We start from the raw sequence: 22,989 nt of genomic DNA, 5'->3' as shown, positions 1-22,989 counted from the left end.
ATTCGTCGCAATTATAATTTTACCGGTCAGGCTGTGAATCCCATCACCTGCTTCACATAGTCCAATGGAAATGCTTTTCCTGTCCACAGTTCAAACTGTTCGGCTCCTTGCCATAACAACATGCCGTAACCATCAATTGTTTTGCAACCAGCTTGTTGCGCCTGCTGCAATAACTTTGTCATATGCGGATTATAAACACATTCGGTGACCAGCAATTCAGGGCGGAGCAGGGAAACATCGCCGATCAGGGATTCGTTCTCCAATGGTTTCATGCCAACTTTGGTGCCGTTCGTCAGAATATCTGCGCTGGCAAGCGCTTCAGTAAAAGCGTGCTGATCGGCAAGATCGGTGACGGTAACGACGCAATCGGTGTTTTCATTCACCCGCTTCGCAAAGGCAACCGCTTTTTCGAAAAAGTCATCTTTACGGTTAAACAGTTTAATTTCCTTAATGCCTTCAATGGCTGCCTGGGCGCCAATGGCGGTAGCCGCGCCTCCCGCGCCGAGCAGCACCATGGTTTTTCCCCGAATATCGAAACCGCTTTCTTTAATTGCCCGAATATGGCCCGTACCATCCGTGTTGTAGCCGCGTAGATAGCCGTCATCGTTAACAATGGTGTTGATAGCGCCAACCAGTTTTGCTGCTGGCGTTAATTCATCGACATACTCACACGCGAGCTGTTTGTTTGGCATGGAGACGCCCGTACCGCGCATTTTTAATGCTTTCAGTCCTTCAATGGCGCTGGCAAACGTCGTGTTATCCACTTCGAAAGCCATATAGGTATACGGTAGCCCCGCTTTTTCTAACGCTTTGTTTTGCATTTCGGGCGATAAGCTATGACGGATAGGATACGCCATAAGACCAATTAATTCATATTTTGCGGTAACATCCATTTTATACTCCTTAATAAGTGGACAGTGCAGAGCAGGGCGCATGCCTGTTGCGCATAGTTAACATTTTTACTGGAAATAACGCTCGCCAAATCGGACATCGTTTTGCGGGATCTTAAATACGCGATAATAGCGAATAAATACAATAATGGCGGTGATAAATGTCAGTAGTGCAAAGGCAAAATCTAACAAAATGATATATTGCAGGCCAATAGTAGAGATATAACCGGTAATCAGTGGGATAAGAAAGTTAGCTACGCCCCCCATCATCATATATATACTGGTGACTTTAGCTTTACTCTTAGGGAAAAATTCCGACATTACCGATACGCCTAATTGTAAAATACCTCCAGCAGCGGAAAAACCAATCACGAAGGCGCCAGCATTACAGATCAGTGGAGAGGGATACAGGTAAATTGCCGCAGCGGTGAGTGTCGCCAGCCCGGCATTGAAAACATTGGCCCAGATGGGGCGAACCATTTTTTTCAGCAATGCGGCAAAAATAAACACGCAAACCAACGATCCCATACTGTAATAAGAGATGGTTTTCAGCGCGTCGGATTCCGCCATTCCGGCGAAGGCCATCGCATATTTAGGCATCCAGACCACAATCACATAGAAGGTTGAGAACGCGGCGACGCCAAATAAAACGGAAGCTACGCCTTCCAGCCAGACGAGGGGAGTACTGTTCATCTGGGGTAATTCTTTCGCAATACTGGCATCGACAAGTTGGCTGGGAAAACGGCTTTTCAACAGCATCAACGTGATGAGGACGAAAAGGATACCGGGGATTACCACCGCGTAGCCGTACCAGATATGGTTGACTAACAAGGTGCTGACAATAAGGGGATAAATCATTTGCCCAAAAGAGACCATCGCTTTAACCAGAATAACTGCCGAGCCCGATGCTTTGGGAAAACACTCCATTAATGCAGGGTATCCGCCGGTATCCAGCGCGGAGTTCGCCACGCCGACACACACCGCTAATATGAAAGCGATCATCAGGTTAGGACTGGCGGGAATACCGAAGAAAAACAGCATATATAGTACGGCGCCAAGCAGTATTATTGCCCGACGGCCAAATTTATCGGACAGTACGCCAAAGAATAAAATACTGACCAGACGACCAAGACCAATGCCAGAGATTAAATAGGCGATACCGGCACTATCCGTGGAGAATTTCTGTGCAAGGGAGGTCATGTTCTGGGCTAGTGTAATAACACTCATGCCGTGGAGAAAGTAACTAAAATAAATGCAGATAACAGCCAGCAAATATGGCATGTTGCGAGCCTTGTTCTGAGACATTTGTTCACAGCTCCTTGCTGATGGTTTGATTCAATGTCCTGCTTATTACTGCTTTACTACATGCAGCGATTGTTCAGTAACACTATAATTCGGTACTGTCGTTATATGTACATAACATGGCGTTTAAAATGCCAGGTTTATTGCATTGATAGCATTTCATTTGTTAGCCAGGAAATATAAAAATTGCTGCGAATTTGTTGTTTAATACATATAACTCGTGATGCTCATCGCAATTTTTCTGATAAGTGTGAAGATAATGAATAATAATTAACACGAAAATTACATTTTTTGTTTCCCGGTGATAATGGCTAACGTTTTATTTTGCATAGCAAGGCAATAATATTGCAGTTGGCACGCTAACATTTATTGTGCAGTTGACGCTGCTTCAGCGTGATGTTGTGATTCAGCCCGACTTCGGTAACCGATGAACAGCGCGAGGAGAAATCCCGCTGCGGCGATACCGGTATCAAACCACATAATATGTGCAATGCTCATTTCTGAAATCCGCGCTGTGATCAACGGAATAGTGAACGTCGCGATACTGCCGGCGCTGTAATAAATGCCGGTCGCTTTACCTTTCTCCTGTGGAAAACGGGCCGCCATCAGCGTCAGGCCGATTTGTACTACGCCACCGGCGGAAGAGAATCCAATGACGAATGCGAAGATCATAACAACATAGGCCTGAGGATGCAGGCAGACCGTCAGAAGCGCAATAAAAGAGATAAAGGTATAAAACATCAATAATGTGGTAGAGCGAATTGTTTTTCTGACCAGCGGGGCGGTTATAAAAACGCACAGTAGCGAGCCGCAGGTATAAATACTTAACAGTTTGATGGATTGGGTATACGACATTCCTGCGACGAACTGTCCATACTGCGCCAGCCACTGGCTGATAAGGTAAAAGGTTGCCATCGAGATATAGCCATAAAGGGTGTAGCTGATCAGATCGATGAGGGAGCAATGATGTACGCCTGTGACAGGCGCTTGCGAGATTTTGGGCTTCAATATCCGACCAGGATAGGGTGGAAAAGGACAGCGTAATAAAAACAGAGCATTAATAAGCATGATCGCCCCGGCAAGCAGGAAGGACCAACCAAACCACATATTAGCCCAGACTAATAAACTGATAATAATGGGCAACAAGAATTGCCCGCCAGAGACAAATGCTTTAATCAGAATATTTGCCGTACTGGGGGAGCGAGGGAAGGCTTCCATCAAACTGGGATAGGTACCTGCATCTAAAAAACTGTTGGCCATACCCGCTAAAAAGCCACAGGCATAAGCGACAAAAATCGTCTGAGCATAAAGAATGCCAATGAAAAAAATCAGGTAACAGGCGGTCCCCAGAATGATAAAAGGACGGCGACCAAAGCGATCGGAAAGCATACCGGCGATTAACAAAACGCTTAACCGGCCAATACCAAGCGAAGAGATCACAATAGAGACGCCAGCGGCACTGGTATGCCATTGCTGTTCAAGCGATGACATGTTCAGGCTCATCAGGATAACCCCCATGCCATGTACAAAGTAATTAAAATACAACCCTACAGCGGTAGGGAAATAACGATTTTTCATATTATCTGACTCAGAGATGCCGCCTGAACGTTACAGTGGTATACATAGGCAGGAAGCATATTGGATAGGGTGACAAGTCAATGTCGTGATTGTGTGGTTTTCTATCCGGTATCAATACGATGCGGCGATAAAGTTTACGTCTAACACAGCCGCTCCAGATCATGTGCGAAAAGTTCGGCAGCAACAGATTGATAAATTTTCCACTCGATAAAATCCCCCTCTGTATAAATGGACTGAAAAGAAGATAAATCAGGGAAGTAACGCATTGTATTATTGCCGATGCGGTTATTTATTTTGTCAACAATGGCGTTAATTCGTCGCTGTCTCCTGGCTTTCATTTCCTTTAACCTGGCAATGATTTCTGGAGAGATGGGTATGTCGCCAGCTTCCCATCGTTGCCAGGTTGCCGAATTATTATCCTGGGTGATATAGATTGTGCATTCTTCAATCGTCATATCAAAAATACGCCGTAGTGCTTGTAGTTCTAACGCGTTCATCATTTTTTAGGCTTTTATATGAAAAAAGTGATGCTATAAATAGCACCACCGACACCGTTTCGACTTGAACAGAATCACACTATTTTGTGCAATATTATTTGTTCGTTGCAGATATCGCAGTGTTGAAGGGAAACGGGAGCTGGCTTATGTAACAATGCAGCGAAAAAAAGTTAAAAAAAAGCCCATCGTAGGAGACGGGCAAAGACTACACACAGCAATTCGTTGTTTCACTCAGGGGATTTCCATGCTTATAAATCAATGTGTTGATTTATAACCGTGTGCTAATAGTAGGCATGAGCACTTTTTGCGTCGATCAGATTCGTCTCAATAGTTTAAAAACTGTAACGGATTTGCGACAGAAATGAGATGCGGCGGGGAACAGACGGGCGAATCAAAATGGGGTGTGCGTTGAATTGATAAACGTCGCTAAAGCATCGGGCGGCAATGCCGCCCGACGGGATTATGACTGCTTGTTGGCTTCCTCGATGTCATCCAGCTCTTCAAGGATCTCCTCTGGTTCATTCGTCGGCGCCGGAACTTCATGTACCCATGCGGAGAACAAACGCCAGGTCACGGCCAGAAGCACCGGTCCAATAAACAGACCAATCATACCGAATGCAATCAGGCCGCCGATTACCCCGGAAAGGATCAGAAGCAGCGGTAAATCGGCGCCCATGCGGATGAGTACCGGGCGAATCACGTTATCCAGAGTGCCGACGATGGCGCTCCAAACCAGCAGCACGGTGCCCCAGGTGGTGTCGCCTGTCCAGTAAAGCCAGATAATGGCTGGAATCAATACCGGCAACGGCCCCAACTGAACCAGACACGAAAGGATCATCACTACCGTCAACAGGGTAGCGTAAGGCACGCCGGAAATCGCCAGCCCGACGCCGCCAAGTACCGCCTGTACCAGCGCGGTGACCACCACGCCAAGCGCCACGGCGCGGATCGCCTGGGCAGCCAGCAGAACCGCCGCATCGCCGCGTTTAGCCGCGAGACGACAGGCAAAATGGCGTATTCCCATCGCCACTTGTTCGCCGCGCCAGTAAAGCAGGGCGCTAAACAACAGCATCAGGGCGCAGTGCATCATAAAGCGTCCGATATGCGCCGCCTGACCGACAAACCAGGTCGTGGTTGTGCCGATATAAGGCCGCACTTTCGCCATAATAGCGCTACCGCCCATATCCAGCAGGCTATGCCATCCGGCATACAGTTTGGCGCCAACTAACGGAATATTATTTAACCATGCCAGATCGGGTAGCGTCATATCGCCGCCGGTCACTGCATGGATGAGCGGGCCGCTACCATCGACAATGCTGTTCACCAGCAAGGCGACGGGAATAACGAAGAGCAGCACTAACAGCAGCGTCATGACCAGTACGGCAAGCGAGCGGCGGCCCCACAATATTTTTTGTAATTTCAGCAAAACGGGCCAGGTCGCGATAACAATCGTACCTGCCCATGCAAACCCCAAAATAAAAGGCTGTACTATCCACAAACAGGCCACAATCATGATGGCTAAAAACAGCACCGATAGCAGCACTTGCGCAATATCCCTGGGCTGACGAACATTTACCATAAATACTTTTCACCTTTGTCTTTGCGCCAGAACGTTGGCGCGACGTGAACATGCAAACCACACCCTATAATGATGAGCAATTTCAGCGGTTTTTAACAGGCCGATTCTGCATGTAATTCTGTTGGGCGCACAGGAAAAAAATGTGATACAACAAATAACGCAACACGCAAACGATTAAGCATCCCTTCCTGTGCGTAGACCGCTCGCGCTCGCCGGGTTGGGCGCCACTGTTCACAACATAGACCGCAGGAAAAGGTCAATATAATGATTCCACAAATTTCTCAGGCACCCGGCGTCGTTCAGCTGGTGCTCAATTTTTTGCAGGCGCTGGAGCAGCAAGGGTTTACGGGCGATACGGCAACCAGCTATGCCGACCGTCTGACAATGTCGACCGATAACAGTATCTACCAGCTTCTTCCCGATGCTGTTGTGTTTCCCCGTTCTACGGCTGATGTCGCGCTTCTTGCCCGTCTGGCGGCGGAGCCGCGCTTTACGTCGCTGATATTTACCCCTCGAGGCGGCGGTACTGGCACGAATGGCCAGGCGCTAAACCAGGGCATTATTGTTGATATGTCCCGCTATATGAACCGCATTATTGAAATTAATCCTGAAGAGGGATGGGTGCGGGTAGAGGCGGGGGTGATAAAAGATCAGCTTAATCAGGCGTTAAAGCCGTATGGCTATTTTTTTGCGCCGGAACTTTCCACCAGTAATCGCGCCACGCTTGGCGGTATGATTAATACCGATGCCTCTGGTCAGGGTTCGCTGGTCTATGGGAAAACGTCAGATCACGTCTTAGGCATACGGGCCGTATTGTTGGGGGGCGATATCCTTGACACGCAATCGATGCCCGTAGAGCTTGCCCGGACGCTGGGTGAAAACACGACGATGCCAGGCCGCATCTATCAGACCGTCTATCAGTCCTGCCTGGAAAACCGTCAACTTATCCTCGATAGCTTTCCAAAGCTCAATCGTTTCCTGACAGGCTACGATTTACGCCACGTCTTTAACGATGACATGACCCGCTTCGATCTTACCCGCATCTTAACGGGGTCGGAAGGGACGCTGGCGTTTATTACTGAAGCCCGGCTGGATATTACCCCGATACCCAAAGTCCGCCGTCTGGTAAATGTAAAATACGACTCCTTTGATTCCGCGCTGCGTAACGCCCCTTTTATGGTTGATGCGCGCGCCTTATCCGTCGAGACGGTCGATTCCAAAGTCCTTAACCTCGCGCGGGAAGATATTGTCTGGCACTCCGTTAGCGAATTGATTACCGATGTGCCGGATAAAGAGATGCTTGGCCTGAATATCGTGGAATTCGCGGGTGACGATGAAGCGCTTATTGACGGACAGGTCGAGGCGCTGTGCCACCGGCTGGATGGCCTGATGGCGCGAGCGGAAGCGGGCGTGATCGGCTGGCAACTTTGTACCGATTTGACGGGTATTGAGCGTATTTACGCGATGCGTAAAAAAGCGGTAGGGCTGCTGGGTAATGCGAAAGGTGCTGCCAAACCGATTCCTTTTGCGGAAGATACCTGCGTGCCGCCTGAACATCTGGCCGATTACATCGCCGAATTTCGCGCCCTGCTGGATGGTCATGGCTTAAGTTACGGCATGTTCGGCCACGTGGATGCCGGGGTGCTGCATGTGCGTCCGGCGCTGGATATGTGCGATCCGCAGCAGGAACTGTTGATGAAACAGATCTCCGATGAGGTCGTCGCGCTGACCGCCAGATACGGCGGGCTGTTGTGGGGCGAGCATGGAAAAGGTTTTCGTGCGGAATACAGCCCGGCCTTTTTCGGCGAAGTCCTGTATGGCGAGCTGCGCAAAATAAAAGCGGCTTTTGATCCGCATAATCGACTTAACCCGGGTAAAATCTGTCCGCCGCAGGGGATAGAGGCGCCGATGATGAAGGTGGATGCGGTAAAACGCGGCACATGGGATCGGCAAATCCCGCTGGCGGTACGGCAGACCTGGCGCGGCGCTATGGAGTGTAATGGTAACGGCCTGTGCTTTAATTTCGATGCGAAAAGCCCGATGTGCCCGTCGATGAAAATTAGCCTTAACCGGATCCACTCGCCGAAAGGGCGGGCGACGCTGGTACGGGAATGGCTCCGTCTATTGGCCGATCGCGGCGTCGATCCGCTGAAGCTGGAAAAGGAGTTGCCGGAAAAACGCGCCAGCTTACGCACGCTGATTGCCCGCACCCGGAATAGTTGGCACAAACGCAAAGGCGAGTATGACTTTTCCCATGAAGTTAAAGAGGCCATGTCCGGCTGTCTGGCATGTAAAGCCTGTACGACCCAGTGTCCGATTAAAATCGATGTTCCGGAGTTTCGTTCGCGTTTCTTACAGCTTTACCATACGCGTTATCTGCGTCCGGTACGCGATCATCTGGTGGCGACGGTCGAGACCTACGCGCCGCTGATGGCGCGTGCGCCAAAGACCTTTAACTTTTTTATTAACCAACCGATGGTTCGCAATCTGGCGAAAAAACATATCGGTATGGTGGATTTACCTCTGCTTTCTGCCCCTTCATTGCAACAGCAACTGGTGGGCCATCCGTCTGCCAATATGACGCTTGAGCAACTGGAACGCATGAGCGCCGAGCAAAAAGCGAAAACGGTACTGGTGGTTCAGGATCCGTTTACCAGCTACTACGACGCCCGGGTCGTGGCGGACTTTATCCGCCTGGCGGAAAAGCTGGGCAGGAGGCCGGTATTGTTACCGTTCTCGCCGAATGGTAAGGCGCAGCATATTAAAGGTTTTCTTAATCGCTTTGCGAAAACGGCGAAAAAAACCTCTGAGTTCCTTAATCGGATCGCCGCGTTGGGGATGCCGATGGTGGGCGTCGATCCGGCGCTGGTTCTGTGTTATCGCGACGAATACAAACTGGCGCTGGGCGAACAGCGCGGCGATTTTCATGTGTTGCTGGTGAATGAATGGCTGGCGCAGGAAATAAATGCAAGACTGTCCGTCGAGGTGAGCGGCGAACCGTGGTACTTTTTTGGTCATTGTACGGAAGTCACGGCTTTACCCGGCGCGCCTGCGCAGTGGGCCGCCATCTTTGCCCATTTTGGCGCGAAGCTGGAAAATGTCAGCGTAGGCTGCTGCGGTATGGCGGGCACTTATGGACATGAACTCACCAATCATAAAAATTCGCTGGGAATTTATGAGCTATCCTGGCATCAGGCGATGCAACGTCTACCGCGAAACCGCTGCCTGGCAACCGGCTATTCCTGCCGAAGCCAGGTTAAACGCATTGAAGGTACGGGCGTGCGTCACCCGTTGCAGGCATTACTGGAGATTATAGGTTGATCTGGAAACGTGAAGTGACCCTCGATGCGCTTAATGCGATGGGGGAAGGGAATATGGTTGGCCTGCTTGATATCCGCTTTGAGCGTATTGGGGACGATACGCTGGAAGCGACAATGCCCGTCGATCATCGCACCAAACAGCCGTTCGGCTTGCTGCATGGCGGAGCGTCTGTGGTGCTGGCGGAAAGTATCGGCTCGGTCGCAGGCTATCTGTGTACGCAGGGGGAGCAAAAGGTGGTGGGGCTGGAGGTGAATGCCAACCATGTACGGTCGGCGCGTCAGGGGCGCGTACGAGGCGTCTGTAAAGCGTTGCATACTGGGGCTCGCCATCAGGTCTGGCAGATAGAGATCTTTGATGAACAGGGACGTCTGTGCTGTTCTTCGCGCCTTACTACGGCGATTGTGTGACGTTGTCACCATAAAAGTGTGATGCATATTGCTTTTGGTCAAAATGTGCGCAGAAAAAGGTGATATACTGTGCACGTTTACACATAAGCGAGGATGATATGTCTACTGATTTAGACCCAACCCAACTGGCGATTGAATTTTTACGCCGTGATAAAACCGAACTTTCTCCCGCGCAGTATTTGAAGCGTTTAAAACAGCTGGAGTTAGAGTTTGCCGATCTCCTCACCCTCTCTGCAACCGAACTGAAAGAAGAGATCTATTTCGCCTGGCGGTTGGGCGTGCATTAATAAAGTCTGTGTAGGCCGGATAAGGCGTTAGCCGCCATCCGGCTATGTTACCAGGCAATCTCACCAGACCCTGTCCCCAGGTAATAGATAACCCCCTTGATTTTGTTTAAAAAAAATACAGATCGCCATTTGTGCTAAAAAGGCGCGCGCTCTTTATGAGATTATTCTTATGCCCCTTCAAGAGCTAAGCCATTAAGAGTGCCGGAGATAAGCGCCGGATGGGGCCGGAACCCTTAAGCCTGTATTGAACAGACTTAAGGGTTTTTCTTTTCCGGGCGCGTAAAAAACTAAGGTCTGTCAATAACCGCTGGCATGTCGTCAGCCGTATGATTATTCAAAATACGGTTAGCCAGCACACCTGACATCATCGATCCGTTAACGTTCAGTGCCGTGCGGGCCATATCAACGATAGGTTCGATGGCAATAAAAATACCGACCAGCGCAACGGGAAAATTCAACGTCGACAGGACAATCAGCGCCGCGAACGTACCGCCGCCGCCGACGCCGGCTACGCCAATAGACCCTAGCGCAATGGCAGGCAACATCGCGGCCAGAAAATGTAGCGAGAGCGGATCAATGCCGATGGTGGGCGCAATCATCGCTACCATAATAGCCGGATAAATCCCGGCGCAGCCATTTTGCCCCATACTGGAGCCAAACGAGGCGGAAATATTGGCAATAGTGCTTTGTACGCCAAATTTTTCCTGGGCGGAAATGGCCAGCGGGATAGAGGCTGCGCTGCTGCGGGAAACAAACGCAAAGGTTAAGACGGGCCAGACCATTCTGAAATAACGCGCTGGATTATTACCGCTGAGGATCAGCAAGATGGCGTGCACGATAAACATCATGAAAATCGCGATGTAACAGGCGCCGATAAAACCAAGTAAGCTGGCGAATTGTTCAAGGTGGTATGATGAAAATACGGTAGTCATTAATGCCATGACGCCATAGGGCGTTAATGCAATAACGATACGTACCATCTTCATGACCCAGATCTGAATAGCGTTAATGCCTGCGCTTAATTTCTGACCTTCTTCAGGCGCCTCTTTTTTGACCTTTAACAGAGCGATCCCCGCTATTAGCGTGAAGATAACGATGCCGATAACGGAAACACTTCTGGCCCCCGTAAGATCAAGAAAAATATTAGTCGGAATCAGCGATGTCACTAACTGGGGAATCGACACCGCGGCAGTCTTATTGACTTCTTCCGTAGTTAACATTGACGGCATGTGCACAAAAGCGCTGGCGTCAAGCCCCAGCACATGAGCGGTCAGTAATCCGATAAAACCGGCAACCATCACCAGGCATAACATGCATCCGACGATCGTCAGCGACATTTTTCCGATGCCGGCGCTATTTTCCAGTTTATTGATGGCGGAAAGAATAGAAATAAAAATTAGCGGTATAGCGACCAGTTTTAGCAGGTGGACGTAACCATTGCCGACGATGCTGTACCATTCGATAATAGTTTTAGTGTGATTTGCTGAAATAAAATGCAGGGATAAACCAATAACAGCCCCTAAAAAGATAGCGATAAAAACGCTTTTCGACAGGGAATCGCTTTTTTGATTAATTCTCAAGATGACCCACGAGAAAACCAAAAAAAGTGCGATATACGCGAGCGTAACAACCATATTTTAAGCCTCTTGCCTCATTCAGCACCTGAAATGCCGGAAAGAGTTTACATAAACCTATAGCTCAAACTGAGTTATAGAACCGCAGCGGATTATAAAGAGCGCAACGCCAGGTATCCATACAAAAAATGGGGTTCTGACCTCGCCGCCCGGCAATGTCGACAGCCTATTAATTAAATAGTCATTTTCTATACATCTTTTCGTTTTTGACCTGTCAGAACGGTTAATATTTTATAAATCATTATTTATCAAGAAGTTAAGCGATTTTTTTGTCTGTCGTATGACCTGACGGACAGGGTCTATGCTTAATAAAAGGCGCTCAATATAACCATTTGTTGGAAAGCCCCTGCGGTTAAGGGGTTGAAGTGATAATCATTATCACTAACATGCTGTTATATCCTGGTGATTTAGAACGCGAGGTAACTCTATGGAATTGCATTCAGGCACGTTTAACCCGGAGGACTTCCCCTGGCAAGGGCTGACGCTAACGCCAGCGGCGGCAGCGCACATACGTGAACTGGCAGCAAAGCAGCCGGGCATGTTGGGCGTGCGGTTAAGCGTAAAACAGACGGGATGTGCCGGATTCGGCTATGTTCTGGATACCGTTCGGGAGCCGGATAAAGACGATCTGGTTTTTGAAGCCGAAGGCGCAAAGCTTTTCGCACCGTTACAGGCGATGCCTTTTATTGACGGAACAGAAGTGGATTACGTACAGGAAGGGCTGAACCAGTTATTTAAATTTCATAACCCCAAAGCCCAGAATGAATGCGGCTGCGGCGAAAGTTTTGGGGTATAGGCGGTACTATGTCTCGTAATACTGAAGCAACGGAAGAGGTCGGCATCTGGACAGGCGGACGCCTTAATTACAAAGAAGGATTTTTCACGCAATTACCCACTGATGAACTGGCAAAAGGCATCAGCGAAGAGGTGGTGCGCGCGATTTCCGCAAAGCGTAACGAACCAGAGTGGATGCTGGAATTTCGTCTCAATGCCTATAGAGCCTGGCTGGACATGGATGAACCGCACTGGCTGAAGGCGCACTACGATAAACTGAACTATCAGGACTACAGCTATTACTCTGCGCCATCATGCGGAAACTGCGACGATAGCTGCGTTTCCCAGCCGGGAGCCGTACAGCAAACGGGCGCGAATACCTTTTTGAGTAAAGAGGTTGAAGACGCCTTCGAGCAGCTTGGCGTTCCGGTTCGCGAAGGGAAAGAGGTCGCCGTCGATGCGATTTTTGACTCGGTCTCCGTAGCGACCACATACCGTGAAAAACTGGCGGAACAGGGCATTATTTTCTGTTCTTTTGGCGAAGCGATACACGATCACCCTGACCTGGTCAGGAAATATCTTGGCACCGTCGTGCCGGGGAACGATAACTTTTTTGCCGCGCTGAATGCGGCAGTCGCTTCCGATGGGACATTTATCTATGTTCCTAAAGGCGTGCGTTGCCCAATGGAGTTATCCACCTATTTTCGCATTAACGCTGAGAAAACCGGTCAGTTTGAGCGCACGATTCTGGTGGCGGATGAAGGCAGCTATGTGAGTTATATCGAAGGCTGCTCCGCGCCCGTACGCGACAGTTATCAGCTTCACGCCGCGGTAGTGGAAGTCATCATCCATAAAGATGCTGAAGTAAAATATTCCACCGTACAAAACTGGTTCCCGGGCGACAACAACACGGGCGGCATTCTGAATTTTGTGACCAAGCGGGCGTTGTGCGAAGGGGAAAACAGCAAGATGTCGTGGACCCAGTCGGAAACCGGTTCGGCGATTACCTGGAAATACCCGAGCTGTATCCTGCGCGGTGATAATTCTATCGGCGAGTTCTATTCCGTTGCGCTGACCAGTGGACATCAGCAGGCTGACACCGGCACCAAAATGATCCATATCGGTAAAAACACGCGCTCAACCATTATCTCAAAAGGCATTTCCGCCGGCCACAGCCAGAACAGCTACCGTGGGTTGGTAAAAATTATGCCGACGGCGACCAACGCCCGAAATTTCACCCAATGCGACTCCATGTTGATTGGCGCGGACTGCGGCGCGCATACGTTCCCGTATGTTGAATGCCGCAATAACAGCGCGCAGCTGGAGCACGAAGCGACAACATCACGCATCGGTGAAGATCAGCTTTTCTATTGTTTGCAACGCGGTATCAGCGAAGAAGACGCTATTTCGATGATCGTCAACGGTTTCTGCAAAGACGTTTTCTCGGAACTACCGCTGGAGTTCGCCGTTGAAGCGCAAAAACTGCTGGCGATTAGCCTTGAGCACAGCGTCGGTTAATGATGAAGGAAAACCCATGTTAAGCATTAAAGATTTACAGGTCAGTGTGGAAGAAAAAGCGATTTTGCGTGGCCTGAATCTGGAGATTCGCCCCGGCGAAGTTCACGCCATTATGGGGCCGAACGGTTCCGGGAAAAGCACGCTCTCCGCCACCCTGGCGGGACGTGAAGATTATGAGGTCACCGGCGGCTCGGTTACGTTCAAGGGTAAAGATCTGCTTGAACTGTCGCCGGAGGAACGGGCGGGCGAAGGGATTTTTATGGCCTTCCAGTACCCGGTAGAAATCCCCGGCGTCAGTAACCAGTTTTTCCTGCAAACCGCGCTGAATGCCGTGCGCGCCTACCGCGGGCAGGCGTCGTTGGATCGCTTTGATTTTCAGGATCTGATGGAAGAAAAGATCGCATTGCTGAAAATGCCGGAAGATTTACTGACCCGTTCGGTAAACGTCGGTTTTTCCGGCGGGGAGAAAAAGCGCAATGATATTTTGCAAATGGCGGTGCTGGAGCCGGAACTGTGCATCCTTGATGAGTCGGACTCCGGACTGGATATCGATGCGTTGAAAATTGTGGCGGAAGGCGTCAACGCGTTACGCGACGATAAACGCGCTTTTATTATCGTGACCCACTATCAGCGCATACTGGACTACATCAAGCCTGATTACGTCCATGTCCTCTATCAGGGGCGAATTGTCCGATCCGGCGATTTTACTCTGGTCAAACAACTGGAGGAGCAGGGTTATGGCTGGCTTACCGAACAGCAGTAAAGCGCTACAGCAATGGCAGCATCTCTTTGAAGAAAAAGGAGAAAGTCGAACTGAGCAAGCAAGAAAACATTTACAACAGATGTTACGTCTGGGATTGCCGACGCGTAAACATGAAGACTGGAAATACACGCCGCTGGAGGGCTTAACCCATAGCCAGTTTATCCAGCAGTGTGCGACTATCAGCGCCGCACAGCGTGATGCGCTGGCGCTGCAAATCGATGCCGTGCGGCTGGTGTTTGTCGATGGTCGGTTTATGCCAGAGCTCAGTGATAGCACGCAAAACAGCGGATTTGACGTTAGCGTCAGGGATGAGCGCCAGACGCTTGCCGCGCCGGTACATCCCGAGGTTTTTCTGCATCTGACGGAAAGCCTGGCGCAATGTGTCACGTATATACAGGTCCGGCGAAATCAGCGTCCGACCAGGCCCCTACTGTTAATGCATATCACGCAGGGCGTGGATGGCGACGAGCTGAATACCGCGCATTATCGCCACCATCTGGCGCTGGCGGAAGGCGCGGAAGCGACGGTTATTGAGCATTATGTCAGCCTTACAGCGGCAAAACATTTTACCGGCGCGCGTCTGACGATGAACGTTGCAGACAATGCGCAACTGCGCCATATCAAACTGGCGTTTGAAAATGCGTCCAGCTATCACTTTGCGCATAACGATCTTCTGCTGGCGACAGACGCCTCGGCGTTTAGCCACAGTTTTCTGCTGGGCGCCGCAGTACTACGTCACCACAGCAGCTCACAACTGAATGGTGAAAACGCGACGCTTCGACTGAATAGTCTGGCGATGCCGGTGAAAAATGAAGTCTGCGATACGCGGACATGGCTGGAACATAACAAAGGCTACTGTAACAGCCGCCAGTTGCACAAGACCATCGTCAGCGACAAAGGACGCGCGGTCTTTAATGGCCTGATTAACGTGGCGCAACACGCCATTAAAACCGACGGCCAGATGACCAATAATAACCTGTTGTTGGGGAAACTGGCTGAAGTCGATACCAAACCGCAATTAGAGATCTATGCCGATGACGTGAAGTGCAGCCACGGCGCGACAATCGGGCGTATTGACGATGAGCAGATGTTTTATCTGCAATCACGCGGCATCAGGCAGCAGGAGGCGCGGCACATGATTCTTTACGCGTTTGCCGCAGAGTTAACGGAAGCTATCCATGATAGCGCCCTTAAACAGCAGGTGCTGGCGCGAATCGGTCAGCGACTGCCCGGAGGCCTGGTATGACATTTCCTGTAGAAAAAGTACGGGCGGATTTTCCCATACTGCAGCGTGAAGTTAACGGCCTGCCGCTGGCTTACCTGGACAGCGCAGCCAGCGCTCAAAAACCCAATCAGGTGATTGACGCTGAATCTGCCTTCTACCGTCACGGCTATGCTGCGGTACATCGAGGTATCCATACGTTAAGCGCACAGGCGACCGAAAGCATGGAGAATGTGCGTAAGCAGGCGTCGCGGTTTATTAACGCCCGCTCCGCAGAAGAACTGGTGTTCGTGCGCGGTACGACGGAGGGCATTAACCTTGTCGCCAACAGTTGGGGAACGGAAAATATTCGCGCCGGGGATAACATTATCATCAGCGAGATGGAGCATCATGCCAACATCGTTCCCTGGCAGATGCTGTGCGAGCGCAAAGGCGCTGAACTGCGCGTGATCCCGTTGCATCCTGACGGTACGCTGCGGCTGGAGACCTTAGCTGCGCTGTTCGATGACCGGACCCGACTGCTGGCCATTACCCATGTTTCCAATGTGCTGGGGACGGAAAACCCGCTGCCGGACATGATTGCGCTGGCGCGCCAGCATGGGGCGAAAGTGCTGGTGGATGGCGCCCAGGCCGTGATGCACCATGCTGTTGACGTCCAGGCGCTGGACTGCGATTTTTACGTTTTCTCCGGCCATAAACTTTACGGGCCGACCGGCATCGGCATTCTGTATGTTAAAGAGGCGTTGCTGCAAGAAATGCCGCCGTGGGAAGGGGGCGGGTCGATGATTTCGACCGTCAGCCTGACGCAGGGAACGACATGGGCGAAAGCGCCCTGGCGTTTTGAGGCGGGAACGCCGAATACTGGCGGCATCATCGGTCTGGGCGCGGCGATTGACTATGTGACGTCGCTGGGACTGGATAAGATTGGCGATTATGAGCAGATGCTGATGCGCTATGCGCTGGAGCAACTGGCGCAGGTGCCTGATATCACGCTATATGGCCCGGCGCAGCGGTTGGGCGTCATCGCGTTTAATCTGGGTAAACACCATGCTTACGACGTCGGCAGCTTTCTTGATAATTACGGTATCGCGGTACGAACGGGGCATCACTGCGCGATGCCGCTCATGGCCTGGTATGGCGTGCCAGCAATGTGCCGGGCTTCGCTGGCGATGTATAACACCCATGAAGAAGTGGACCGACTGGTGGCAGGATTAACGCGTATCCACCGCTTATTGGGATAACAGTGAGGTTTTATGGCTGCGCTACCGGATAAAGAAAAATTGCTGCGTAACTTTACGCGTTGCGCTAATTGGGAAGAGAAATATTTATATATTATTGAGTTGGGGCAGCGCCTGGCGGAGTTAAATCCGCAGGATCGCAATCCGCAAAATACGATTCATGGCTGTCAGAGCCAGGTGTGGATCGTGATGCGGCGAAACGCCAACGGCATTATCGAATTGCAGGGCGACAGCGACGCGGCGATCGTTAAAGGCCTTATGGCGGTGGTATTTATTTTGTACCACCAGATGACGGCGCAGGATATTGTGCATTTTGATGTCCGGCCATGGTTCGAAAAAATGGCGCTTACGCAGCACCTCACGCCTTCTCGTTCTCAGGGGCTGGAAGCAATGATTCGCGCAATTCGCGCTAAGGCCGCCACTCTTAGCTAAACTGTACAGACAGCGTTCTACCTGATGTCAAATCCTTTGTCGGACGGCGACGTCGCTTTATCCAGAGTGGACAGAGCGTGTATTTTGTTGTTCTGATAAGCGAAGCGCTATCAGCCGTCGCAGAGGACATCACCAGGAATACAGGAGGTTTGGTATGAAACGTGCGTCTTTCATTACGCTAACTATTATCGGCGCGTATAGCGCGCTACAGGCAGCCTGGGCGGTTGATTATCCATTACCGCCCGAAGGCAGCCGTCTTATTGGTCAGAATCAAACCTATACCGTACAGGAAGGTGATAAAAACCTGCAGGCTATCGCCCGGCGTTTTGATACGGCGGCGATGCTCATTCTTGAGGCGAACAATACGATTGCGCCAGTGCCTAAGCCCGGTACGCTAATTACCATTCCCTCGCAGATGCTATTGCCGGATGCGCCCAGGGAAGGTGTTATCGTCAACCTCGCGGAGCTACGGTTGTATTATTACCCGCCGGGAGAAAACCGCGTTCAGGTGTATCCCATCGGCATCGGTTTGCAGGGACTGGAAACTCCCGTCATGGACACCCGGATAGGGCAAAAGATCCCCAACCCGACGTGGACGCCGACGGCGGGCATACGCCAACGTTCGCTTGAGCGGGGGATCACGCTGCCGCCAGTGATCCCTGCCGGGCCAAATAACCCGCTGGGACGCTATGCGCTGCGTCTGGCGCACGGTAATGGGGAATATCTCATTCATGGCACCAGCGCGCCGGATAGCGTGGGTCTGCGCGTGAGTTCCGGTTGCATTCGCATGAACGCGCCGGACATCAAAGCGTTATTTGCGCAGGTCAGAACGGGGACGCCGGTAAAAGTGATTAACCAGCCGGTGAAATTCTCTGTCGAGCCGAATGGCATTCGTTATGTAGAGGTACACAGGCCGCTATCGCCGGAAGAAGAGCAAAACGTGCAGACGATGCCTTACGTGTTGCCTGCGGAATTTACCGCGTTCAGAAACGCGCAAGGGGTGGATAGTCGCCTGGTCGATAAGGCGCTATACCGGCGAGCCGGGTATCCTGTCAGTGTGAGCGCCGGGCAGACGCCAGCGGTAAATACGACCGCAGTCGAATCCGCTCAGAACGGTTTTGTCGGGGAAGAGGGGCAAACGCGCGCGACGCAGTAGCCTTCGCGCAAACAACGGACAAAAAAATGGCGCACGATGTGCGCCATTTTATATCGTGCGTCAAATCATTTACAGATGCGGAATACTTTGTTGTCCAGACGTTGGTTCGCGCGAGCAGCATCGTCTTTAGCAGCCTGAACGTCGGAACGCATTGCATTTACGTCATTACTCAGTTGCTCAACTTTAGCGCTCAGCGTCTGTACATCGGAAGACAACTGATCGATTTTAGCGTTGCTTGAACAACCTGCCAGTAACGTGGAACCCAGAACTGCTGCACCTAAGATCAGTTTGTTAGTGCGGTTCATAACAATAACCTTGTATTTTGTGTGGTTATATAGGTAAAAAAAATGGCGCACAATGTGCGCCATTTTTATTACGCAGGTACTATTACTTACGGTATTTAGTAGCCTGGTTGTCCAGACGCTGGTTAGCGCGAGCTGCGTCGTCTTTAGCAGCCTGAACGTCGGAACGCATTGCGTTCACGTCGTTGCTCAGCTGGTCAACTTTAGCGTTCAGAGTCTGAACGTCAGAAGACAGCTGATCGATTTTAGCGTTGCTGGAGCAACCAGCCAGCAGAGTAGAACCCAGGATTACCGCGCCCAGTACCAGTTTAGTACGATTCATTATTAATACCCTCTAGATTGAGTTAATCTCCATGTAGCGTTACAAGTATTACACAAACTTTTTTATGTTGAGAATATTTTTTTGATGGGAATGCACTTATTTTTGATCGTTCGCTCAAAGAAGCATCGAAATGCATGAAAGTCCCTAAAAAACCGAAAGAAAACAGGGGGCTTCCATCGGATTCTTCTTAGATAATCCGCAATTAGATAGTAAAATCCGATTTGATTTTTTTATTAATAGTGGCTATCGATTAAATAAAAAAAGCGCCGGAAGGGCGCTTTTTTAAACAAATTAATTCACACAACAATTATTACAGTACGTGAACAGAGGCGGTGTTAGTGGTGCCGCTTGGAACCAGCGCGCCGGAGACCATCACTACGACGTCGCCTTTCTGGGCGAGGCCGCTTTGCAGGGCGACATCTTTGCCCAGACGGTAGAAATCATCAGTAGAATTGATTTCTTTCACCAGCTGCGATACCACGCCTTTGCTCAGTACTAACTGACGGGCGGTCACTTCATTGGTGGTCAATGCCAGGATGGTGGCGTCCGGGAAGTATTTACGCACGGCGCGAGCGGATTTACCGCCCTGGGTCGCTACCACGATCAGCGGCGCTTCCAGTTTTTCGGCGGTTTCTACCGCACCGCGGCATACCGCTTCCGTAATGCGCAGTTTACGGCTGTCGTTGTTGTAGTCCAGACGGCTGTTCATGACGCGGTCGGTACGTTCGCAGATGGTCGCCATGATAGAAACGGCTTCCAGCGGGTATTTCCCTTTTGCGGATTCGCCGGACAGCATAACCGCATCCGTACCGTCGAGGATGGCGTTCGCAACGTCGCCTGCTTCTGCGCGGGTCGGACGCGGGTTTTTGATCATAGAATCCAGCATCTGAGTCGCGGTGATCACGACTTTACGTGCGCGGATACATTTTTCGATCATCATTTTCTGCGCAAAGATCACTTCTTCAACCGGGATTTCTACGCCCAGGTCGCCACGCGCAACCATGATGCCGTCGGAAGCTTCGAGAATTTCATCGAAGTTGTTCAGGCCTTCCTGGTTTTCGATCTTAGAGATAATCTGGATGTTTTCGCCGCCGTGGGCTTTCAGATGCTCGCGAATTTCGACAACGTCAGAACGTTTACGGATAAAGGACGCCGCAACAAAGTCAACGCCCTGTTCGCAACCGAAGATCAGGTCCTGTTTGTCTTTTTCAGCCAGCGCCGGCAGAGCAATAGAAACGCCCGGCAGGTTAACGCCTTTGTTCTCGCCCAGATCGCCGTTGTTCAGCACCTTACAAATGACTTTATTGCCTTCGATGGCGGTCACTTCCATACCGATCAGACCATCGTCAACCAGGACGGTGTTGCCAACGCTCAGGTCGCTGGTGAAGCCTTCATAGGTGACGGCAACGATTTCATTATTACCGACCACGGATTTGTCGGTGGTAAAAGTGAAGGTTTGACCCGCTTTCAGCGAAACGTCGTTACCGCCCTCCAGTTTAATGGTGCGGATTTCTGGTCCTTTAGTATCAAGCAGAATAGCGGCTTTTTTACCAGTTTTGCTCATCACGTTGCGCAAGTTCTGGATACGCTGACCGTGTTCTGCATAATCGCCATGAGAGAAGTTCAGACGCATCACGTTCATGCCCGCGTCCAGCATTTTGCTTAACATCTCTTCGGATTCGGTTTTCGGACCGATAGTACAAACAATTTTCGTCTTTTTCATGACAGTCTTAGTCTTTAAGTTGAGGAGGATATGGAAATCTGGCTTCGGGCGCGCACGGCCCGGAAGCTAAGCCTGTGTTGCTAAAGTGATGATGCCTCGCTCTAAGGATAGGTGACATCGAAAGAGCGTGCAGAGGAATGTGTGCTCGCGTTTCAGCCCAACGGGAAGGGGATAATTTTAGTCGTTGAGTTTTACAGTCCAATGCGCTGAAACCATTCAAGAGACAATTGGCGCGCATTATACGCTGAAATTTACAAAAAAGGAAAATGAAAACCCTGTTTCAAAAGACATCTGTGCAGATCCACCACGGTTTGTTATTACGCTGTTTACGATGTCGCTGGCGATAACGCCGCCCGAACAGGGGCGGCGTTGCGCAACAGCGGGTGTTGTTGCGCATAATGTCAATCGAGCAACTTTTTGCCTTCCAGGTCGATGGCGATGTTTTGGTTGTGTGCTTTTCGATAGCACAGAATCGCTATCCCGATGGCCGCCCAGCTAATTCCGAGTATCAGAGCGTGAATGTTCATGTTTAAACAGACGTAGCCGATGACGATCATCCCCATGATCGGCGAAATGACATGGGCGAAAATGCGCCGCTGGGCTTTCATCCGGAAATTGAACAGGATAAACACACACAGGTTCACGACAAAAAAAGCGAAAAGCGCGCCAAAGTTCACCAGCGTGGAGATAGATTCAATCTTGCCGGAAAACAGGTAGCTGAGCAGCAGGGTGACGCCGCCGGTAAACAGAATGGCATAATCCGGCGTTTTACGCGTGGTATGGACGTGAGCGAGGAAGGCGGGCAACATTCGGTCGCGCCCCATTGAAAATAACACTCTGGACACCGCCGTTTGCGCGGTAATAATGTTGCCGACGGCGCACACAAACGCCACAATGATGGAAAACGTCACTTTGAGCCAGATACCGCCAACGTTGCCGGCAATGGTGAAAAATGCTTCATTCGTCGCATTACCTTCCGCGAAGCGGTCGACGTTACCGGTGGCGAACGCCGCAAACGCCACAACGATAATAAACAGTACCGTCGCCAAAACTAACGCCAACAGTGTTGCTTTACTGACGGCGCGTCCCCCGCCTTCGCTTTCTTCACTTAATGTACTGATAGCGTCAAAGCCGAGAAAATTCAGCGCAGCCACCGAAATCGCCGTTGCGATGAGCCCAGGGGTGAACCACTGTGAATCGAAAAAAGGCCGGAAGGAAAGCGTTATCTGACTACTGTCCTGCATCATCAGACGGACAATGAGTAGCACGAAAATCGCCAGAATACCGAGTTGAATAAAGACCAGTAACTTATCAAATTTCGCCGTTTGCTGTATCCCGAGATAGTTGACTCCGGTGCCAATAGCCACATAAATCAACGGCCAGACCCAGACCGGGATTTGCGGTAAAATAGCGTGGACCGCGACGCCGCCCAGCACAGCTACGAGCGTAGGGAACAAAAGATAATCCAGCAGTAATATCCATCCGGTCAGAAACCCTACGGCGGGATTAATGCATACGCCAGCATACGCATAGGCCGAACCCGACGAGGAGATATGCTGCGATAAGGTAGAGTAGCTGTACGCGGTAAAAAACATCGCGATCGCGCCAATAATATAAACCAGCGCAACCATACCGTGCGAAAGATTATAAACGACGCCATAAAGAGAGACTGGCGCGATAGGCACCATAAACACCAGACCATAAAGCACTAAATCGGTAAGAGACAATTTTTTGACTTTTTTCATGATAAATACCTTAATGGCTTTTTATGCCAGATCGCGTAAAAACGCGCTTACCGCTGCGAGGCAGGGCGCGATATTTTCTTCATGCGGGTTATGGCTGCTGCCGGGAATAGTGACCGCGCGGCAGTCTGAAATGTGAGAGAGAAGCGGAGAGACGACGCGCTCGGTTGCCTGATCGTTTTCGCCGCGCAGTACCAGAACAGGACAGCGTATCTGGCACAAATGGGTAATGACTCCAACTTATTGATAGTGTTTTATGTTCAGATAATGCCCGATGACTTTGTCATGCAGCTCCACCGATT

21 protein-coding genes, 1 other RNA gene and 1 pseudogene are annotated in these 22,989 nt (G+C 50.6%); 10 read left to right on the top strand and 13 right to left on the bottom strand.

Annotation, left to right across the window (positions count from 1 at the left end; genetic code table 11):
* Positions 1-26: 26 nt before the first annotated feature.
* The 6 genes from ydiB to ydiK form a co-directional block, all read right to left on the bottom strand.
* Positions 27-893: a quinate/shikimate dehydrogenase gene (ydiB, locus tag ACLJPQ_RS00115; RefSeq protein ID WP_000383488.1), complete on the bottom strand. Its 867-nt coding sequence runs from the start codon at positions 891-893 to the stop codon at positions 27-29.
* 66 nt (positions 894-959) lie between these two features.
* On the bottom strand, positions 960-2,195 hold the full coding sequence (locus ACLJPQ_RS00110) for an MFS transporter (RefSeq protein ID WP_080184917.1): 1,236 nt from the start codon (positions 2,193-2,195) through the stop codon (positions 960-962).
* A 363-nt stretch (positions 2,196-2,558) separates the two neighbouring features.
* Positions 2,559-3,770, bottom strand: coding sequence for an MFS transporter (locus ACLJPQ_RS00105; protein ID WP_000797669.1), 1,212 nt, complete (start codon positions 3,768-3,770; stop codon positions 2,559-2,561).
* A 140-nt stretch (positions 3,771-3,910) separates the two neighbouring features.
* A complete protein-coding gene (locus ACLJPQ_RS00100; RefSeq protein WP_000980452.1) occupies positions 3,911-4,270 on the bottom strand; it encodes a YdiL family protein in 360 nt (119 codons plus the stop codon).
* A gap of 167 nt (positions 4,271-4,437) precedes the next feature.
* Positions 4,438-4,545, bottom strand: an RNA gene (gene rprA, locus ACLJPQ_RS00095) — antisense sRNA RprA.
* Positions 4,546-4,727: 182 nt separating this feature from the next.
* Positions 4,728-5,846 (bottom strand): AI-2E family transporter YdiK, encoded by a 1,119-nt coding sequence (ydiK, locus tag ACLJPQ_RS00090; RefSeq protein ID WP_000248614.1) that lies wholly within the window; start codon positions 5,844-5,846, stop codon positions 4,728-4,730.
* Positions 5,847-6,110: 264 nt separating this feature from the next.
* Here ydiK and ACLJPQ_RS00085 point away from each other — a divergent pair, with 264 nt between their 5' ends.
* The 3 genes from ACLJPQ_RS00085 (at position 6,111) to ACLJPQ_RS00075 (ending at position 9,861) form a co-directional block, all read left to right on the top strand.
* Positions 6,111-9,167 carry an FAD-binding and (Fe-S)-binding domain-containing protein gene (locus tag ACLJPQ_RS00085; protein ID WP_000612907.1) on the top strand — a complete coding sequence of 1,019 codons (3,057 nt, stop codon included), beginning with the start codon at positions 6,111-6,113 and terminating at the stop codon, positions 9,165-9,167.
* Positions 9,164-9,574, top strand: coding sequence for a 1,4-dihydroxy-2-naphthoyl-CoA hydrolase (gene menI / locus ACLJPQ_RS00080; RefSeq protein ID WP_000637930.1), 411 nt, complete (start codon positions 9,164-9,166; stop codon positions 9,572-9,574). Before ACLJPQ_RS00085 ends, menI begins: the two co-directional genes overlap by 4 nt.
* Before the next feature lie 98 nt (positions 9,575-9,672).
* A complete protein-coding gene (locus ACLJPQ_RS00075; RefSeq protein ID WP_001537749.1) occupies positions 9,673-9,861 on the top strand; it encodes a YdiH family protein in 189 nt (62 codons plus the stop codon).
* A 287-nt stretch (positions 9,862-10,148) separates the two neighbouring features.
* Here the strand turns inward: ACLJPQ_RS00075 and ACLJPQ_RS00070 are convergent, their stop codons facing one another.
* Positions 10,149-11,495, bottom strand: a complete 1,347-nt coding sequence (locus tag ACLJPQ_RS00070) for an L-cystine transporter (RefSeq protein ID WP_000261864.1) — start codon at positions 11,493-11,495, stop codon at positions 10,149-10,151.
* A 427-nt stretch (positions 11,496-11,922) separates the two neighbouring features.
* Between ACLJPQ_RS00070 and sufA the strand changes: the two genes are divergently transcribed.
* From sufA to ACLJPQ_RS00035, 7 genes are all read left to right on the top strand, one after another.
* Positions 11,923-12,291 (top strand): Fe-S cluster assembly scaffold SufA, encoded by a 369-nt coding sequence (gene sufA / locus ACLJPQ_RS00065; protein ID WP_000418973.1) that lies wholly within the window; start codon positions 11,923-11,925, stop codon positions 12,289-12,291.
* A gap of 8 nt (positions 12,292-12,299) precedes the next feature.
* Positions 12,300-13,787, top strand: a complete 1,488-nt coding sequence (gene sufB, locus ACLJPQ_RS00060; RefSeq protein ID WP_000089383.1) for a Fe-S cluster assembly protein SufB — start codon at positions 12,300-12,302, stop codon at positions 13,785-13,787.
* A gap of 16 nt (positions 13,788-13,803) precedes the next feature.
* Entirely contained in the window at positions 13,804-14,550 is a 747-nt protein-coding gene (gene sufC / locus ACLJPQ_RS00055; RefSeq protein WP_000948902.1) for a Fe-S cluster assembly ATPase SufC, read from the top strand.
* On the top strand, positions 14,525-15,796 hold the full coding sequence (gene sufD, locus ACLJPQ_RS00050; RefSeq protein WP_000907922.1) for a Fe-S cluster assembly protein SufD: 1,272 nt from the start codon (positions 14,525-14,527) through the stop codon (positions 15,794-15,796). Before sufC ends, sufD begins: the two co-directional genes overlap by 26 nt.
* Entirely contained in the window at positions 15,793-17,013 is a 1,221-nt protein-coding gene (gene sufS, locus ACLJPQ_RS00045) for a cysteine desulfurase SufS (protein ID WP_000143859.1), read from the top strand. The genes sufD and sufS overlap by 4 nt, the downstream gene beginning before the upstream one ends.
* A 12-nt stretch (positions 17,014-17,025) precedes the next feature.
* Positions 17,026-17,442, top strand: a complete 417-nt coding sequence (gene sufE, locus ACLJPQ_RS00040; RefSeq protein ID WP_000729470.1) for a cysteine desulfuration protein SufE — start codon at positions 17,026-17,028, stop codon at positions 17,440-17,442.
* Positions 17,443-17,596: 154 nt separating this feature from the next.
* The gene (locus tag ACLJPQ_RS00035; protein ID WP_000817059.1) at positions 17,597-18,598 is read left to right on the top strand and encodes a L,D-transpeptidase family protein; all 1,002 of its coding nucleotides are present in this window, start codon (positions 17,597-17,599) and stop codon (positions 18,596-18,598) included.
* Between the two features lie 65 nt (positions 18,599-18,663).
* Here the strand turns inward: ACLJPQ_RS00035 and ACLJPQ_RS00030 are convergent, their stop codons facing one another.
* The 6 genes and pseudogenes from ACLJPQ_RS00030 to ACLJPQ_RS00005 all read right to left on the bottom strand — a co-directional run.
* Positions 18,664-18,903, bottom strand: a complete 240-nt coding sequence (locus ACLJPQ_RS00030; RefSeq protein ID WP_023228360.1) for a major outer membrane lipoprotein — start codon at positions 18,901-18,903, stop codon at positions 18,664-18,666.
* Between the two features lie 82 nt (positions 18,904-18,985).
* Positions 18,986-19,222 (bottom strand): murein lipoprotein Lpp, encoded by a 237-nt coding sequence (lpp, locus tag ACLJPQ_RS00025; protein WP_001082307.1) that lies wholly within the window; start codon positions 19,220-19,222, stop codon positions 18,986-18,988.
* A 310-nt stretch (positions 19,223-19,532) separates the two neighbouring features.
* Entirely contained in the window at positions 19,533-20,945 is a 1,413-nt protein-coding gene (pykF, locus tag ACLJPQ_RS00020) for a pyruvate kinase PykF (protein ID WP_000751447.1), read from the bottom strand.
* Positions 20,946-21,346: 401 nt separating this feature from the next.
* A complete protein-coding gene (locus tag ACLJPQ_RS00015) occupies positions 21,347-22,690 on the bottom strand; it encodes an APC family permease (protein WP_080184919.1) in 1,344 nt (447 codons plus the stop codon).
* Between the two features lie 21 nt (positions 22,691-22,711).
* Positions 22,712-22,921, bottom strand: a pseudogene (locus tag ACLJPQ_RS00010) (alpha/beta fold hydrolase); the annotation flags it as partial.
* 6 nt (positions 22,922-22,927) lie between these two features.
* Positions 22,928-22,989, bottom strand: a 62-nt coding sequence (locus ACLJPQ_RS00005; RefSeq protein ID WP_071528444.1) for an IS1 family transposase, incomplete at its 5' end; no start/stop codon positions are given.

It is taken from the genome of Salmonella sp. SAL04213, assembly GCF_046550535.1.
GTDB lineage: Bacteria > Pseudomonadota > Gammaproteobacteria > Enterobacterales > Enterobacteriaceae > Salmonella > Salmonella enterica.
The sequence above is the reverse complement of the archived record's forward strand: the minus strand, read 5'-3'. Positions and strand labels throughout refer to the sequence as shown.